Source organism: Streptomyces sp. NBC_01525, assembly GCF_045040405.1.
Lineage (GTDB): Bacteria > Actinomycetota > Actinomycetes > Streptomycetales > Streptomycetaceae > Streptomyces > Streptomyces benahoarensis.
Genome location: NZ_CP109397.1, coordinates 6588469 through 6604233, shown reverse-complemented (window position 1 = coordinate 6604233; position 15765 = coordinate 6588469). Strand labels below are relative to the sequence as shown.

Genomic DNA, 15765 nt, shown 5'->3' with positions numbered 1-15765 from the left:
AGGCCGGTGGAACACCACGGCACGCGAAATGGACCGCGCAACCGGCTGCGGTCTAGACCAACATCAGGCGAGAGGCGCCGCGCCGAACGCGTCCATACCGCGTCGCCGAAGAAGCGAACCCCAGCCCGCCATACCGCGTCTGAAGAGTTGAAAGTCGCACCGAACCACCCCTGCGCCACAGCCATCACACGGCGTGCGCCGTCCGAATGCGCCTGCCTGCCCCCATTCCGCCTTGTCCGTCCGAGGACGGGCCCCGGAGACTGGACAGGCTCGGCGGTACTCACGGCACGCCCTCCCGGTGGTGCGCAGGTGGCACGTCCCTACCTGGAGGTCCCATGCTCCTGTCGCCCCGTGACGGACTGAAGGTCGAGGTCCTCGGCCCCTTGCGCGCGTACGCCGGGGACAGCGAGCTGAGACTGGGCCCGCCGAAACAACGCGCGACCTTCGCCATCCTCGCGCTGCGGACCGGCACCGTGGTCACGCGGGACGAGCTGGTCGACGGCCTGTGGGGCGCCTCGGCCCCGCCCACCGCGGTCGGCAGTCTCCACACCTATCTGTCCGGGCTGCGCCGGGTGTTGACCGGCCCGTCCGGCGATCCGCCGCATCCACTGACCAGTTCCCCCCGCGGCTACGCGCTCCGCCTCGATCCCGCGCGGCTGGACCTCACCGTGGCGGAACGGCTGGCGGCGCAGGCCCGCGACAGCCGGGCACGGCAGGACCTGACCTCCGCGGTCGCCGCCTACGACAGGGCGCTCGCGCACTGGCACCCGGGCTCCGCGCTCAGCGGACTCCCCGGCCCGCTCGCCGCCGAACACCGGACCTGGATGTCGGAGCTGCGGCTGAGCCTGCTGCTGGAGCGCGCCGAGTCCCTGCTGAGCCTCGGCCGGCCGGAGCTCGTGGCCGCCCAGCTGCCCCGGCACGCCGCGGAGAACCCGTACCACGAGCGGTTGAGCACCCTGCTGATGACGGCGCTCAGCCGCAGCGGCCGCACCGCCGACGCCCTCGCCCACTACCACGGCCTGCGCCGGCGGCTCGCCGACGACCTGGGGATCGATCCGACGGCCGAGCTGCGGGCGCTGTACGAGTCGCTGCTCGACGACCATCCGGCCGGACCGGAGCCGCTCACCGTGCGCCCGATCCGGCCGGCGCAACTGCCGCAGGGCGTCGGCAGGTTCGTGGGCCGGGCCGACGCGGTGCGGCAGGTGCTGGACGTGGCGCGGGCACCGACGCCCGGGGCGTCACGGATCGCGATGATCGTCGGGGTCGGCGGCGTCGGCAAGACCGCGCTCGCGGTGCACTGCGGCCATCAGCTCGCCGACGCCTACCCGGACGGTCAGCTGTACGTGAACCTGCGCGGCTTCGACCCCAAACGTCCCGCCAACGCACCGGCGGACGTGCTCCACACCCTGCTCACCTCGCTCGGCGCCGAGGCGATCCCCACGGCGGAGGAGGCACGCATCGCGCTGTGGCGCAGCCTCGTCCGGGACAAGCGGCTGCTCCTCGTGTTCGACAACGCCGAGTCCGCCGACCAGCTGGACGGTCTCCTGCCCGGCGGCGGGCCGTCCTTCACCCTCGTCACCAGCCGCAACCGGCTCGGCGGTCTCGCGGTCCGCTACTCCGCCCGCCGGGTGACGCTGTCCCCGTTCAGCGCCACCGAGTCCCTGGAACTGCTCTCCGAGGCGATCGGCGGCGCGCGGGTCGAGGAGGAGGCGACGACGGCCCGCCGCCTCGCGGAGCTCTGCGGCCATCTGCCGCTGGCGCTGCGCATCGTCGCCGATCAGGCGTCGGCGGCGCCGTCCCGGATCGCCGATCTGGTGGCCGATCTGGAGGACGTCCGGCGCCGGCTGGACACCCTGGAGATCCCCGGCGACAAGCTGGCGTCCGTACGCGGCGCGCTCTCCTGCTCCTACGCCAAGCTGCACACCGAGGACGCGCACGCCTTCCGGCTCCTCGGCCTCTTCCCGGGCGGGAGCATCCGTCCGGAGACGGCCGCCGCGCTGCTGGACGTGCCGGAGCCGGCCGCCACGGAGGCGCTGCGCAGCCTGGCCGCCCAGAACCTGCTGGAGCCCGCCGGTGACCGCTACGTGATACACGATCTGACCCGGATCTACGCGGAGGAGGCGTGCCGCAGCGGTGAGTCGGCCGCCTCGCGGCGCAGTTCGCTGGAGCGGGTGCTGCGGCTGCATGTGTGGACGCTGTCGCGATACCACACCACCGATGAGCCGCCGCTGCCGTTCACCGTCGGGGACGAGCCGGCCGACGAGGAGCCGCCGCGCTTCGCGGACCGGCAGGCGCTGGTGGCCTGGTGCGCGCAGGACTGGGAGAACCTCGGCCCGCTCGTGCGGACGGCCCAGCGGATCGGCTGCCACGACGCGGCCTGGCAGCTGACCTATCTCCTCTTCGACTACTTCTGCGCGGCCGGCCGCACGCAGGACTGGGCCGACACCCTGTGGATCGGTCTGCGCAGCGCGGAGCTGATCGGTAACCGGCGGGCCGAGGCGGCCCTCCGCAACCATCTGGGCATCGCCCACCGACGGTTGGGTCGGCACGCCATCGCCGTGGAGCAGTGGGAGCACGGGCTGCGCCTCGCCGAGGAGACCGGCGACGACACCCTGCGCACCAGCCTGCTGGGCAATCTCGCCGCCGCACTGCGGGAGGACGGCGACATCCCGGCGGCGCTGCACCATGCCGAGCGGGCGCTGGCACTGGCCCGCCGCACCGGCTCGGTGTACCACCGGTCCTTCTGCCTGGGTCTCCTGTGCGAACTCCACCTGGAACAGGGCGCGTTCACCCGTTCACGGCGCTACGGCGTTCCCGGCCTCGCGGCGGCCCGGCGCTGCCGCAACCCGTTGCTGGAAGCGAACGTCCTGATCAACCTGGGCCTGGCGGAGCGCGGGCTCGGTGACGCCACGGCGGCGGAACGGCGTTTCCAGGAAGCGCTGGCGCTGTACGTACCCAACGGCGACCGCCCTCACGAGGCGTTGGCTCTGGCGGAGCTGGCCAGGATACGACGGTCGGCCGACACGGATCTGGCCCGGGAGCGGCCGACGGAGCCGGGGACGAGGGAGGGCGCGGCCCTCGCCGGCCTCCTGGCGGCGCCGGACACCGACGGCCCGCTCCCGGAACCGGCCACCCGCGGTGCGGCGTCGGCCTGTGTGCGTGCGTTGCGCTGATCTCGGTGCCAGAGGAGTACCGCCTCGATCCGGCTGCTCGCCCCCAACTCCCGGAAGATGCGGTTGAGGTGGTTCTTCACGGTCTTCTCGCTGAGGTCCAGCTGCTCGGCGATCTCGGCGTTGCGCGCCCCGCGGGAGACCAGGGCCATCACCTCTTCCTGCCGCCGGGACAGCCGGCAGGGGATCTCCGGCGCCTCCGCCGGTACGGGCACAGGGGCGGCGCCCTCTTCCGCCGCCGGGCCGGTCGCCGGTTCCTGCTGCCCGGCGGGGCCGACCACGCTGAGCCGGTACTCCGCACACAGCCGGCGCGCCGTCGGCGGGGTGGAGCGGCGGCCGCCGCTCCATGCCCGGTCCGGCTCGCTCCCGGACACGGTGCGGCCGAGGCGGCCGGTCACCGGCCGAACGGCCACCTCGACGTACGGCATCCGGGCGATCTCGACGTCGAGGTTCCGGTCGGCGAACTCCTGCCGGATGTGGGCGAGTATGTCCGGGCTGACGATGGCGATACGGACGCGGTGGGTGTCCTGTGGTGCGAAGGGCGAGCTGACGTCGACTGTCATGGACCCAGCATGCGCGGCCCCGCTTCAGTCTCTCTTCACGTCCGCTTCATGCGACGCCCCGGCCGCCTCGGCCGCCTTGACCTGCCCGGACTTCTCGGCCGCCTCGGCTGTCTCAGCCGTCTTGACCGCCCCGGCCGCCCCGGCCTCCTCCAGCTCCTTGAGCCGCGCGAGGGGCGCGTCGGCCTCCGCGAGGATTTCGTCCTCGGTCGGGACGGCGATCCGCTCCTCCCAGCGCAACGACGACACGATCACGTCGAAGACCAGCACCACGGCCTGGACCGGCTCGGCCTCGAGGTCGCCGTCGGTCAGCACGGTGTAGGTCAACAGCCCCCACACACCGGGGACTTCGGGGTGGGAGACGTAGTACGAGATCCGCCAGGCCGGCTGCTTGCGCCCGAGGCGGCCGGTGTCCACGACCGAGGCCATGCGCACCGCCGGCACCCCGTCGATCTCCAGGTAGGTCCCGGAGTCCCCGGCGTCTTCGAGGAGGGACGCCAGCATGGCCTCCGCGTCCTCGTCCTCGTTCCCGCTCTCGAGGACGGTGACCACCAACGACCCTGGCATCTTCATGCCGTTGAACTCGCGCAGTGGCAGCACCACCGAGCGGGCGCCCTGCCGCGAGGCGTCATCGGTCGCCGCGACCAGCTCCTTGCGGAGCATGCGGCGGTAGGGGCCCGCCTTGTCGCGGGGCAGCGAGTCGGGCAGGTGGACGCGGATCAGCTCGTCGATGAGCCGGGCGCGCACCCGGGCCGTGTCCGCCGTGGTGGGGATCTGCACCCAGCCGTCGGGCACGATCAGTTCGAAGTCGATCACGACTGCACCCCCGGTACGAAGCCGAGCGGCGCCCGGCCCCCGCCGGGCGGTGGCACGCTCGCCGCGGCGATCTCCTGCATCAGCTGTTCCACCCCGGCACCGATCACGGCCATCAGCCCCATGTCGGTCACCGACGTCTTCAGCAGAACGTCCACGCCGTGCTCGGACGCATCGCCGTCCTGCGGGATTTCGAGGCGGAGCGCCGCGCCGACGCGCCCGTAGCCCCCGCCATCGGGCGTCCGCCCCAGGGCGAGGAGCCGGAACCCGTCACCGGCAGCGGTGGTCACGTACTCGACCACGGGCTTACGGGCATCGCTCTCGATGCCTTCGGCTCCCATGCGCTCCAGGAGGTAGTTCGGGTCCTCGCCGTCGGGATCGCGGAATTCCACGACCACCGGGACGGGCGCCCAGTGCGGCTTGTCGTTCACGAACGCCGCGCCCCAGGCAAGCCGCGACCACGCGGGTAGTTGTCCCGCGCGCTCGCGCAGCCAAGCGGCGACGGTACGCCCTATCGCGTCCGCGGTGACCGGGAACTCCTCCCCGGCATCCTCGGGCCAGAGTTTCCGGCCGGCGGCCAGCCCCTCGGCCATCCACGCCGTGTAGATCTCCACCAGGTGGGCGACCCAGGGGTCGTCGTCCGTACCACCGGGCGAGGCCGGGGGCACCCATTCCCAGTGCCAGGCACAGGTCGGCATCGAGAATTTCTGCTGACTCAGCATTTCTTCATCCTTCAGGCCGGCGCACCGGGCGGGTTGACATCAGGGAACAGCTTCTGGAGGCGAAGGATGCTGTAGATGAGCGAGAACATGTTGAATCCGGCACCCGCGACACCCCAGAGGTAAACCCATCGCGGGACCACGATTCCGGTCGCTTTGAAGACGGCCGCCAGCTCGCGCGCATCCTGAATTCCCGCGAGATAGGCAAGGAATTGCTTGAAGGACGGCCCGGAGAGCTTGAACATCGATTTCCAGAGCTCCCAGGCGCCTTTGAGCTGCGCCCAGAAGGACTTGAGGAAACCCACCTCGGGGGTGATGATGCCGAGACCTCGCAGCAGCCAGTTGAAGAGCGGATTGTTGAACCATTCCGCCATGTTCAGCCATTCGAGCGCCGCCGCCGCCCCCTCGGCGGTGATGGGCCCGGTCGGGACCAACGGAATCGCGTCTCCGCCGATTCCCCACCCACGGCCACCAGTACCGAACATACGGGCGAAGGCCCTCGCCGCAGCGGCCTCGATCTTGCCCCACAGCGAGACGATGGCGCCGAGTCCTGCGGCCCCCAGCCCGAGGGCCCCCAAGATGACGTCGAGGAGGCTTCCCTTGCCCTCGTGATAGAGGATGGAGCTGACCACCAGTGATAGCCCGGCTGTCACGAATGCCCCCAGGACGATGAGGTTCACCCCTGGGATGAGGAGGGCCAGGATCGCGAAGGCCGCGGCGAGCCAGCCGAAGAGGTCACCGCCGACCCGCGCCAGCCAGTCGACGAACCTGTCCCACCCCGAGTCGGTCAGACCGTCGTCGTACCGGTCGCAGTTGACCGCGTCACCGAAGCGCTTTCCGGCGTCGTTGAGCGCGTCGAGCGCGTTCTGGAGGTCCTTCTTCGCATCGGCCAGCTTGTTGTCGGCGTTCTTGGCGGCCTTGTCCTTGTCGTCGCCCTTTTCCTTCTCCTTGTCGGAGATCTTGCCGTCCGAATCCTTCTGCGGATCCGGCATGCCCGTGGCCTTGGTCTGATCGCCCTGGGCTTCCTCGGCCTTTTCGAGGGCCTTCTTGGTGTCGCCAAGACCCTGCACCAGATGCGGCTCGTAGATTCCGGCTTCCCGCACGACATCGTCGTAACGGGCGCCGGCCTTCTTCAGATCCGCCTTGATCGACTCCGCGTCGGACTTGAGGCCCTCCACATACCCGCCCGCAAGGCCTTCACTGTTACTGCTGATGATCTTGTCGAGCTTGGCTACGGCGTCGTGGATGGTGTCGGCAATGTTCTTGAAACGCTTCTGTGCCTCATGCACCGCGTCGAGGTCGGTGCGGACCGGATCCTTGTCGAGGTCCAGCGGTGACCAGTCGAGACTCCTGATGCCAGACATCGGTTCTCCTCAGCCCTTTCCGGCCTGCGTATCAGGCGTCATTTTCTTTGAACGAGTCCTTCATCTTCTGATCGGCCTTCGTCCACTCCTCGTCGACCTTGGCCACCTTCTCGCTGAAGGAACTCATCTTGTCGGCCATGTCCGAGCGATGGACCTCCCAGTTGTAGGCGAAGTCCTTCATCGACAAGTTGGCGTTCAGCTGGCCCCAGAGGTCCCTGGACTCATTCTGGAGGTCGGTCGCCGCCTTGAAATTTCCGGCCAACTGGGTGAGGTCGTCGGCCAGTTCCTTGAGGTCCTTCACCACGAGGTCTGCCATCACTGCCTCCTACGGTCGTCCGTGGCCGCCCCCGGGCGGGGCGCCGTCGGAATCTGTGTGGTCATCAGGGCACCGCTGCCCAGATGCAGCAGCCCGGCGCCCGGTACGACCTTCGCCGCCAGCTGGGAGCGGGAGAGCCTGACACCCACCAGATCCCCGTCGCCCATGTTGGGCGGCGACAGCAGGACTCCGCGGCGGTTCTTCTTGATCTCCGACTGCCAGCCGGCGAAGCCCACACCCACCGTGGCGACGTCGCCACCGATGATCACGCCGCGGTTGCTGCCGGACGCCTTGCGGACGAAGGTCTTCAGCCAGTCACGGCAGATCAGGTCGCGCCACACCTCGGCGTCGTCGACCACCAGCACCACCGGACCGTCACCCGGGTCGAGCAGTTCGGCGAACTGCTTCTCGGTGGGCTGCTCGTCGGTGAGGACACCGCGGACACCGGCCCGTCCGGCGAAGGCACGCAGCGGGGAGTTCATCGGCGCGCCGATGACCACTTCGGTGCCGCCGCGCAGCAGCGACTCCGTCATGACGCCCAGCGCGGTGCTGCGGCCGGAGCGGGACGGTCCCGCCACCAGGAAGGTCGGCTGGTCGCCGCGGAGATCGGCGCCGACCGGTTCGAGTTCGTCACCGGCCACGCCCACCAGCGCCCACATCTGCTGCGGCGTGTCGACCATCTCCCATGCCTGGTCGAAGGAGAGCTCGGTCGGCATCACCGCGATGCGGTTCGGCCGGGCCGACTTCGGCACCGCGGCCTCCCGCTCGACGAGCCGGTCGGCCAGCGCGTGCACCGCGGCGACCTGCGCCGGGCCCGACGGATCGGCCGCGACCAGGGCGACCTGCGTCTCGACCGCGTTGAGCGCGACGTAACCGCGGCCCGGCGGCAGGTTCTCCGGGATCTTGCGCGGGTTGAGCCCGGCCAGGCTGGCGTCCGAACGGTCCGAGAGGCGTAGCACGAGCTTGTCCTCGCACAGCGACGACATCCGGCCGCTCAGCAGCATCCGGTCACCGGCGATGACCAGGTGGACGCCCGCGCTGCCGCCCTCGCGGTGCAGGGTCTGGATCAGATCGGTGAGCGCCCCGCCGTCGTACTCGCCGAGGGTGCCCATGAACCCCTCCCAGCGGTCCAGCAGCAGCACGATGTGCGGCAGCCGTTCCTCGGCGGGCCGCGCCGCGCGCTGCTCGGCGACATCGGCGAACCCGGACTCACCGAGCAGCCGCTGACGGCGCTGCACCTCGTCGTGGAGCCGGGTGAGCAGCCGCACCGCGCGGTCGGTCTCCGTACGCTGCACCACCGCGCCGCAGTGCGGCAGCCGGCTCAGGGAGAGCAGTGCGCCGTTGCCGCAGTCGAGCCCGTACAGATGCAGATCGGCCACGCTCGATGCGGCGGCCGCGGCGGCGGCGAAGGTGCGCAGCGCCGCCGAGCGGCCCGAGCGGGGTGCGCCGACGATGTGCAGATGCCCGAAGGTGGCCATGTCGACCGTCACCGGTTCCTGGCGCTGCTGTGTCGGCAGGTCCTGGATGGCCCAGGAGAACGCGGGGTCCTGCCCGGAGCCGGTGACCGGGTCCGTCGCCAGCTCGACCACCGGGGAGAGCGGCAGCGGCGGGAGCCAGGGGCGGCGCTGTTGCGGGATGTCCAGCATCTCCCCCGCCCTCCGGACCGAGTTGACCAGTACCGACAGGTCGGTCGCCTCGTCGGTCTCCCCGGCGACCCGCGGGCGTTGCGGCGCGGGCAGTCCCAGGTCCAGCCAGGAGACCGGCTTGAGGAACGGCGCGACGACTTCCTGTGCCCGGTTCGCCGACGGCCGGCGGCCGCCGACCCGGCCGGTCTGGAAGGGGATCAGCGAGCTGTGCCCGAGGCGGGCGTAGGCACGTCCCGGCGTCGACGCGGAGATGTTCGCGGCCTCGCGGTCGTCGATGACGTCGGTGCTCTCCCCGGCGTCGGTCACCCGCAGCGCGATCCGCAGGTTGGTGTTGGCGCGGATCTCCGCGGAGACCACGCCGGAGGGCCGCTGGGTGGCGAGGATCAGGTGGATGCCCAGGGAGCGGCCCCGCTGGGCGACGTTCACCAGACCGGTCACGAAGTCCGGCAGCTCGCGGGCCATGGACGCGAACTCGTCGATGACGATGAGCAGCCGCGGGATCGGCGCGAGGCCGGTCCGCCGGGTCGCGTAGTCGAGGTAGTCCTCCAGGTCCTTGGCGCCGGCGGCGGCGAGGAGGCGCTCGCGGTGGGTCAGTTCGGCGCCGAGCGAGGTCAGGGCGCGTTCGACGAGATGGGGGTCGAGGTCGGTCACCAGTCCCACGGTGTGCGGCAGCCGGATGCACTCCTTGAACGCGGCGCCGCCCTTGTAGTCGATCAGTACGAACGTCATGGCGTCCGGGCGGTTGGCCACGGCCAGCGACGCGACCAGTGTCTGGAGGAATTCCGACTTGCCGGAGCCGGTGGTACCCGCCACCAGGCCGTGCGGACCGTGGTTGACCAGGTCGAGGGCGAACGGGCCGTCGAGCGAGGTGCCGACGACGGCCTTGGTGCTGCGGCCGCCGGCGCGCCAGCGGCCGGCGACCGCGGCGGGATCGGGATCCTCCAGGTCGATCGTCTCCAGCAGGCGTGCGGTGGCGGGCAGCGCGGCCTCACCCTGGTTGGTGCTGACGTCCCGCAGCGGGGCGAGCCGCCGTCCGGTGGCCTCGTACCAGCTGTCGGCGACGTCGTCGGCGAGGATGCCGTCGATCTGGTCGGCGCGCTGCTGCCGCAGGCTCGCCGGCTGGGCCGCACCGCCGACGACGACGGTGGCGCACTCCTCCGGAAGGGTGCGCTCGTCGGTGTCCACGCAGATGCTGTAGATGCCGACGGCCGGGCCCTCGCGCAGGATCGTCACCACGCCCGGCAGCGCCCGCAGCCTCCGGGCGCCGTCCATCACCACGACGATGTCCGGGTCGCTCAGCACCGCCTGCGCACCGGCCTGGAGCAGTGCCTGCTTGCGGACGTTGATCAACTCGATCAGCTCAGCCACCCGGTGGCCGAGGGTCTGGGCGTCCGCACCGACCAGCGCCAGCGCCTGCTGCCCCAACTGCGGCCGGGTGTGCGGCAGCCAGGCCGCCCACTCCCACAGCCGCTCGCCCTCCGGGTCGGTCAGGACGTACAGCTGCACATCGCGCGGGCTCTGCAGCACCGCCAGCTGTCCGGCCAGCCAGCGGGCCGTGCGCCGGGGCCACTCCTGGTGTCCGGCGACACCGACGACGCCCGCGTGGGCGAGGGAGAAGGCCGCCGGGACGTCCGGTGCGGCCCGCAGGTCGCGCCGGTGGCGGCCGCCTTCGGCCTCCTCCTCCACGATGATCTCGGTGGGGAGGTCGGCGATGCCGACCCGGACCAGGAGGTGGTCGGGGTCGACGCGGCGGCGTTCCCAGAGCCGGGCGCGCGGGCCGGTCGCGATGGACAGCAGCTCACCGGGGTCGGGGCTGACGGCGCGGCGGTCGAGGCGTTCCTCGTCCAGTGCGGCGGCGATCTCCCGTTCGGTCTCGGCCCGCCGCTCCTGGAACTCGGCGATCTTGCGGCGGTGGCCGACCTTGCCCTGGCGCCGCCCGGAGATCCAGTTCCCGATCATCATCACCGGGGACATCGCGGCCATGAGCAGGAACATCGGGTTGTCCGACACCAGCGCGATCACCCCGCCGAGCACCGCGGGCAAGGTGGCGGCGAGCCACGGCAGTGCGCTCGGCGTCGGGGCCTTGGGCTCGGCGGGGAGACGGAACTCGGTGCGCTTGGTGGGCGGGAGCAGCCGCGGCGGGCGGTTGTAGTCCAGGTACTCGCCGTCCGGGGAGGGGTCGATGATGGCGTCCGGGCGCTGGACGGGCTGCGCCTCCAGGAGCGTGTCACCGCACCGGAGTTGGGACCGTGGCTGCCAGGCGACCTCGTATCCCGGCAGGGGGGCGCGGTCCAGAAGGGGGCCTTCGACGGACGCGGAGAGTTGCACGGTCGCGTCCAGGAGCACCCGGATCACGGCGGCTTCGGACGGCTGGTCGCTGCCCAGCCGCACCTGGCAGCTCCCGTGGGAGCCGATCCGGTGCTCACCGGCGTCCAGGTTCCAGACCTGGCCCGCTCCGGTGCCCGCCACCGCCCGGACGGTCACCAGACCGGCCCGTTTCCTCGTGCCCTTGCCGGGCTGGTCGAGCCAGAGGACGCTGCCGTCGTGGATGCCGCTGCCCCCGAAGGGCTGGTCGAGATCGAGGCGCTGCGCGCCGAGGTAGACCTCGGGCAGCTCCGTCTTCCCCAGCGGTACCGGCGCGACACCGGCCAGCAGTTCCCGGACCACCTCGCGTAGGACGGTGTGGGGGTCGGCGTCCACGACCACGTCGGCCGACACGTCCGGGTGCCGGGCAATGGTGATCATCATGGGCATGGCTGTCCCCCTTCCTCCGTCCGGCCTTGCTCTTACTTGTGGTTCAGGGAGCTGGACATCTGGTTGTCCATCTCCTGCATCGAGCTGACCGCCTTGTCGAGCCACTGCGACAGCTGGTCCAGGGTCTCCATCGCCGTGTTCGCCGAGGTGACGAACTCGGTGTGCACCTCTTCGAACTTGCCGGACGCCTGGTCGGTGACGAAGCCGCTGGCGGTCAGGTTGTCGACGATGCTCTTGCACTCGTTGAGCTTGGCGTCGATGTCGGCCTTGTTGTTGCGCATCCGGCTCGCGCTGTCCTGCATCTCGCCGTACGTCACGTTCATGTTCGCCATGAGGGGCCCCTTCTGCTGTCGCCGCGGCCGTCAGCCGGCACATCGGCGCTCACCGGTTCGGATGCGGTCGATGCTAGGAACGGGCTCGGGAGGGGGTCCACCGCTCCCGGGCCGCGATGGGCCCTAGGTCCCAAGTCCGCCCTCCGGCGCTCGACACCCCCGGTCCCCGCCGGTCACCGTTCTTTCCACGCCCGCGAAGCCGCGCGAACTCGAATCCGTTCGCCGTCCGGCAGGCATCAGAGGAGTTGAAGGTGTCACAGCCCCGCCGTCCCGCCGATCGAGACCGCCCCGCCAATTGGTTCACCCGCATCTTCGGCAAGCGCCGGGCCGACCCGTTCACGGGGGGCCTGCGCACCGATCACGGGATGTGGACGGTCGACCGGGCGATGCGGGTCATGGCCACCGCCTGCGCGCGGGAGAACCGGGAGGTCCCGGAGGCCCAGGCGGTCCTCGTGGGCGCCGACACCGTGCGCTTCCTGCTCCGCAGCCCCGACGAACGGCCTCCGGCGGGCTGGACCGCCGACCCCGACGCCCGGGCCTGGACCGCGCAGCTTCGCGGGATCCAGACCGCGGAGGTCGAGGAGTCCGTACGGGAGCCGTATCCGCAGTTGGTGTCCCTCGGCAGCTCCAGCGCGGGCTTCGCCCTGCTCAACCTCGGTGACTCGGGCGGGATCATCGCGCTGGAGGGCGACAGCCGGCGCGCCCGGGCGCTCGTCCAGGAGTGGACGCGGGAGCTGACCACCAACCCGTGGTCGCGGGGTGTGCAGGTGGTCCGGGTCGGGTTCAAGCCCGGCACCGCGGACCCGGTCGGGACGACCGAGGTGCAGAGCCTTGAGGACGCCGCGGCGGCGATGTCCCAGCCGGCCGGCGGTGTGCTGATCCTCGCGAGCATGCCGGGCGGGCGGGACAAGGAGCGCGTCCGCTACCTGGCCGACCACCCCAGGACGCCCTGGGCGGTGGTGGTCCTGGGCCGTGGTGACCGCCCGCGGTGGCGGTTCACGCTCGACTCCCGGGGGCTGATCGACACCCGGCTGCTGCCCGAGCCGGTGTTGCGGCCGCTGAACCCGGCGCTGGACACCCCGCCCCTCGCGGACGATGTCAAGGACGTCACGGTCACCCCGGCGCCCCGGGCGGCCGCTGCGCCGCCCGCCCGTCCCGTAGCCGGGGAGGCGGCCGGCAAGAAGTCTTCCTCCCGCCGCTCCGCCGTCCTCACCGGATCGGCGGTGGTCGCCGTCTGCGCGGTGACGGCCGGTCTGATCTTCTTCCTCGGCGACCGGAAGTCCTCGGACTCCGCCTCCCCGGCCTCCGCCTCCCCGGCGCCTTCCTCCTCCACCGCCGCCACCGCCGCCACCGCCACCGCCGGCACCGGCGGCACCGGCGGCACCGGCGGCTCCCCTTCCCCGACGTCCGGCGACGGGCCCGCAGAGCCCAACCCGTTGGGCACGTCGTTGATCAACGACGCCACGGGCAATTGCCTCACCGGCGGCGCCGGGAGCGACGGCACCCCGCTGGCGCTGGCACCCTGCGACGGCCAGCCCAACCAGCTGTGGAAGATCTCCGAGGACGGCACCATCCAGACCAAGGGGCTGTGCATGGACGCCGCCTGGGGCGCCACCGAGGCCGGTACGTCCGTCCAGATCGCGAACTGCAGCGGGAACCCGGCCCAGCAGTTCTCGCTGCGCAACGACACCCTCTACACCTCCCATGCCGACAAGTGCGTCAGGGAGATCGACCACGGCAAGTCCGTCCAGCTGCAACCGTGCGGCAATGGCCCCCTCGAACTCTTCCGGCGCAAGTAGCAGGCCGGGGAGCGCATCCCCGAGACATCACCACCTCTACCGAAGGCCCCCGGCTGCAGCCGGGGGCCTTCGCCGTTCAAGGGGCGGGGACGCGGAAACGTCCCCGCCCCTTGATAAGTAAACACAGTGTTCCCTCTGCCTGGCCAGTGCCTGGCCCAACATGGAAAGTACGCAACACATCCAGGGAACACATTGTTTACCTCAAACCATTGACGCGCCCGGCGGCCGTCCCTAAGTTGATCCGCCATGGGCAAGGAGAACGCGTCGAGCGGCGCGCAGCGCAAGGTGCTGGACGCCGTCGCCGAGTTGCTGTCGGAGCTCGGCTACCTGGAGCTGACCGTCGACAAGGTCGCGAAGCGGGCCGGGGTGACGCGCAAGACCATCTACCACCGGTGGCCGAACAAGGCCGCGCTGGTGGGCGAACTCCTCATCCGGGATGCGCGGATGGACACCGTGCCCGAGCTCGGCGACAGCCGGGCCGAACTGCGCCATCTTTTCGACCTGATCCTCCGCGACGCGCAGGGGGAGGGCACGCTCGTCCTGCCCGCCCTCTGGGCGAACATGGGCGAACCGGCGGTGATGGAACGCTTCCGCCGTGAGGTGCTCGCGCCACGTCGCCAGGACGCCCGGGCCACCGTCCAGCGGGCGATGGTCCGCGGCGATCTGCCCCCCGACACCGATGTGGACCTGCTGCTCGACAGCTGGTCAGGGGTCGTTCAGTTCCGCAGCCAGATGCGCTCGGACGTCTTCCTGGCCGCCCAGGCCGATGAGCTGGTGGACCTGGCGCTGCGCGGCGGTGTGCCCCGGCTGCGCCGCTGAACCGGGCCGCCACCCCTCCCAAGAGCTCCGAGGAGAGCCGCCATGCCCGAAACCACCACCGCTCCACCCACAGATCTGACGAATCGTCAAATACGGCTGGGAGTCGGGGCGATGCTCGCCTCGATGGCCGTCGTCGAGACCGTCAGCGGCTTCACCCAGCAATACCTCTACCCCGTACTGCCCGCGGTCGGCGCGCGGCACGGGATCGACACCGTCCAGCTGTCCTGGATCTATGTGGTGCAGCAAGTCGGGATGACGGTGTTCACCCCGCTGCTGTCCCGGCTGGGCGACAACCACGGTTACCGGAAGATCCTGCGGCTGTCCGTGGCGATGCTGGCCTGCGGCTCGCTGCTGATGGCGGTGTGGCCGTCGCTGATCGGCATCGCGGTGGGCGCGCTGCTCCAGGGCAGCGTGGTCGGCTTCATGCCGCTGATGATCGGGATCCTGCGCGACCGTACGGGCGACGAGGGCGCCCGGCGCGGGATCGGCGTACTGGTCGGGGTGCTGCTGGCGGCCATCGGGGTGGCCGGGGTGGCGGCCGGTGCGATGGCGGCGGTCAATCCGGTACTCGGGCTGTGGACGGGGGTCGCCGTGGCGGCCCTGGGCCTGGTGGCCTGCCTGATGATCCCGGCCGAGCGGTCGGCCCCCGCCGGGGAGGGCTTCCCGCTGCGGCCGTTCGGTCTCCTGTCGCTCGGCCTGATCGGGATCACCCTGGCGCTCTCCCAGGGCCCGGTCTGGGGCTGGGGCGCACCCGCCACGCTGGTGAGCGCGGGGGTCGGCGTACTGGCCGCGGTGGCCTGGCCGTTCGCGGAGCTGCGGGCCGAGCGGCCGGTGGTGGACGTACGGATGTTCCGCAACCGGCGGGTGGTGCTGCCGTCGGTGGTGACCTTCTGCCTCTCCTTCGTCACGATCGGCACGCTCGGCGCCAACTCCACCTTCCTGGGCGCCGATCCGCAGAAGGTCGGGTACGGCTTCGGGCTGGGCTCGATGGCGATCGGCTTCGCGATGCTGCCGCAGGCGGCGACCGGGGTGGCGGCCTCGCTGCTCACCCCGCGGGCGCTGCGGCTGCTCGGCGACCGCGTGACGGTGGCGATCGGCGGCCTCGCGGCACTGGCCGGATTCGGCGGGTTGGCGCTCGTCCACGGCACATTGGCGGCATATCTGGCGCTGTCCTCGCTGACCGGCGTGGCCATGGGCGTCTTCCAGTCGGCCACCCGGGCGCTGGCGGTGGAGGCCGTGCCGGTGTCCGAGACGGCCACCGCGGCGGGCGTCAACGAACTGGTGCTCTCCCTGGGCGGGGCCGTGGGCGCCGCTCTGGTGAGCGCGATGCTGAGCGCCCATGCGGGTGCCGGCGGACGGGTGGAGATCGGCGGCTACACCGTCGCCTGGGCGGTCTGCGCACTGCTGGGCGCGGTGGCCACGATGGCGGCGTTCCGGCTGCGCACCGAACGGACATGAGAATGGAGTCAGCGA

General features: G+C 71.4%; 10 protein-coding genes and 1 pseudogene. 4 read left to right on the top strand and 7 right to left on the bottom strand.

Annotation, left to right across the window (positions count from 1 at the left end):
* Window positions 1-206 precede the first annotated feature (206 nt).
* A pseudogene (locus tag OG422_RS28415) lies at window positions 207-2702 on the top strand (BTAD domain-containing putative transcriptional regulator); the annotation flags it as partial.
* 269 nt (window positions 2703-2971) lie between these two features.
* Here OG422_RS28415 and OG422_RS28410 read toward each other — a convergent pair.
* The 7 genes from OG422_RS28410 to OG422_RS28380 are packed head-to-tail and all read right to left on the bottom strand — an operon-like array spanning window position 2972 to window position 11674.
* Window positions 2972-3733, bottom strand: coding sequence for a response regulator transcription factor (locus tag OG422_RS28410; RefSeq protein WP_405747002.1), 762 nt, complete (start codon window positions 3731-3733; stop codon window positions 2972-2974).
* Window positions 3734-3757: 24 nt separating this feature from the next.
* Entirely contained in the window at window positions 3758-4546 is a 789-nt protein-coding gene (locus tag OG422_RS28405; RefSeq protein WP_405747000.1) for a hypothetical protein, read from the bottom strand.
* Window positions 4543-5265 (bottom strand): hypothetical protein, encoded by a 723-nt coding sequence (locus OG422_RS28400; RefSeq protein ID WP_405746999.1) that lies wholly within the window; start codon window positions 5263-5265, stop codon window positions 4543-4545. The genes OG422_RS28405 and OG422_RS28400 overlap by 4 nt, the downstream gene beginning before the upstream one ends.
* Before the next feature lie 11 nt (window positions 5266-5276).
* Window positions 5277-6626, bottom strand: a complete 1350-nt coding sequence (locus tag OG422_RS28395; protein WP_405746997.1) for a hypothetical protein — start codon at window positions 6624-6626, stop codon at window positions 5277-5279.
* 31 nt (window positions 6627-6657) lie between these two features.
* The gene (locus OG422_RS28390) at window positions 6658-6945 is read right to left on the bottom strand and encodes a hypothetical protein (RefSeq protein ID WP_405746995.1); all 288 of its coding nucleotides are present in this window, start codon (window positions 6943-6945) and stop codon (window positions 6658-6660) included.
* A complete protein-coding gene (locus tag OG422_RS28385) occupies window positions 6942-11342 on the bottom strand; it encodes an FtsK/SpoIIIE domain-containing protein (protein WP_405746993.1) in 4401 nt (1466 codons plus the stop codon). Before OG422_RS28385 ends, OG422_RS28390 begins: the two co-directional genes overlap by 4 nt.
* 32 nt (window positions 11343-11374) lie before the next feature.
* The gene (locus OG422_RS28380; RefSeq protein ID WP_143939609.1) at window positions 11375-11674 is read right to left on the bottom strand and encodes a WXG100 family type VII secretion target; all 300 of its coding nucleotides are present in this window, start codon (window positions 11672-11674) and stop codon (window positions 11375-11377) included.
* 251 nt (window positions 11675-11925) lie between these two features.
* Here OG422_RS28380 and OG422_RS28375 point away from each other — a divergent pair, with 251 nt between their 5' ends.
* The 3 genes from OG422_RS28375 (at window position 11926) to OG422_RS28365 (ending at window position 15750) form a co-directional block, all read left to right on the top strand.
* Window positions 11926-13473: an RICIN domain-containing protein gene (locus OG422_RS28375; RefSeq protein ID WP_405746990.1), complete on the top strand. Its 1548-nt coding sequence runs from the start codon at window positions 11926-11928 to the stop codon at window positions 13471-13473.
* 246 nt (window positions 13474-13719) lie between these two features.
* Complete coding sequence (locus OG422_RS28370; RefSeq protein ID WP_405746989.1) at window positions 13720-14292, top strand: TetR/AcrR family transcriptional regulator; 573 nt, start codon at window positions 13720-13722, stop codon at window positions 14290-14292.
* 42 nt (window positions 14293-14334) lie between these two features.
* Window positions 14335-15750, top strand: coding sequence for an MFS transporter (locus OG422_RS28365; RefSeq protein ID WP_405746987.1), 1416 nt, complete (start codon window positions 14335-14337; stop codon window positions 15748-15750).
* The last annotated feature ends 15 nt before the right edge of the window (window positions 15751-15765 follow it).

Bases quoted from the DNA above. Each gene is read 5' to 3' on its own strand.
- OG422_RS28410 (WP_405747002.1), bottom strand. From the start codon at position 3,733: ATGACAGTCGACGTCAGCTCGCCCTTCGCACCACAGGACACCCACCGC.
- OG422_RS28400 (WP_405746999.1), bottom strand. From the start codon at position 5,265: ATGCTGAGTCAGCAGAAATTCTCGATGCCGACCTGTGCCTGGCACTGG.
- OG422_RS28395 (WP_405746997.1), bottom strand. From the start codon at position 6,626: ATGTCTGGCATCAGGAGTCTCGACTGGTCACCGCTGGACCTCGACAAG.
- OG422_RS28385 (WP_405746993.1), bottom strand. From the start codon at position 11,342: ATGCCCATGATGATCACCATTGCCCGGCACCCGGACGTGTCGGCCGAC.
- OG422_RS28380 (WP_143939609.1), bottom strand. From the start codon at position 11,674: ATGGCGAACATGAACGTGACGTACGGCGAGATGCAGGACAGCGCGAGC.
- OG422_RS28370 (WP_405746989.1), top strand. From the start codon at position 13,720: ATGGGCAAGGAGAACGCGTCGAGCGGCGCGCAGCGCAAGGTGCTGGAC.
- OG422_RS28365 (WP_405746987.1), top strand. From the start codon at position 14,335: ATGCCCGAAACCACCACCGCTCCACCCACAGATCTGACGAATCGTCAA.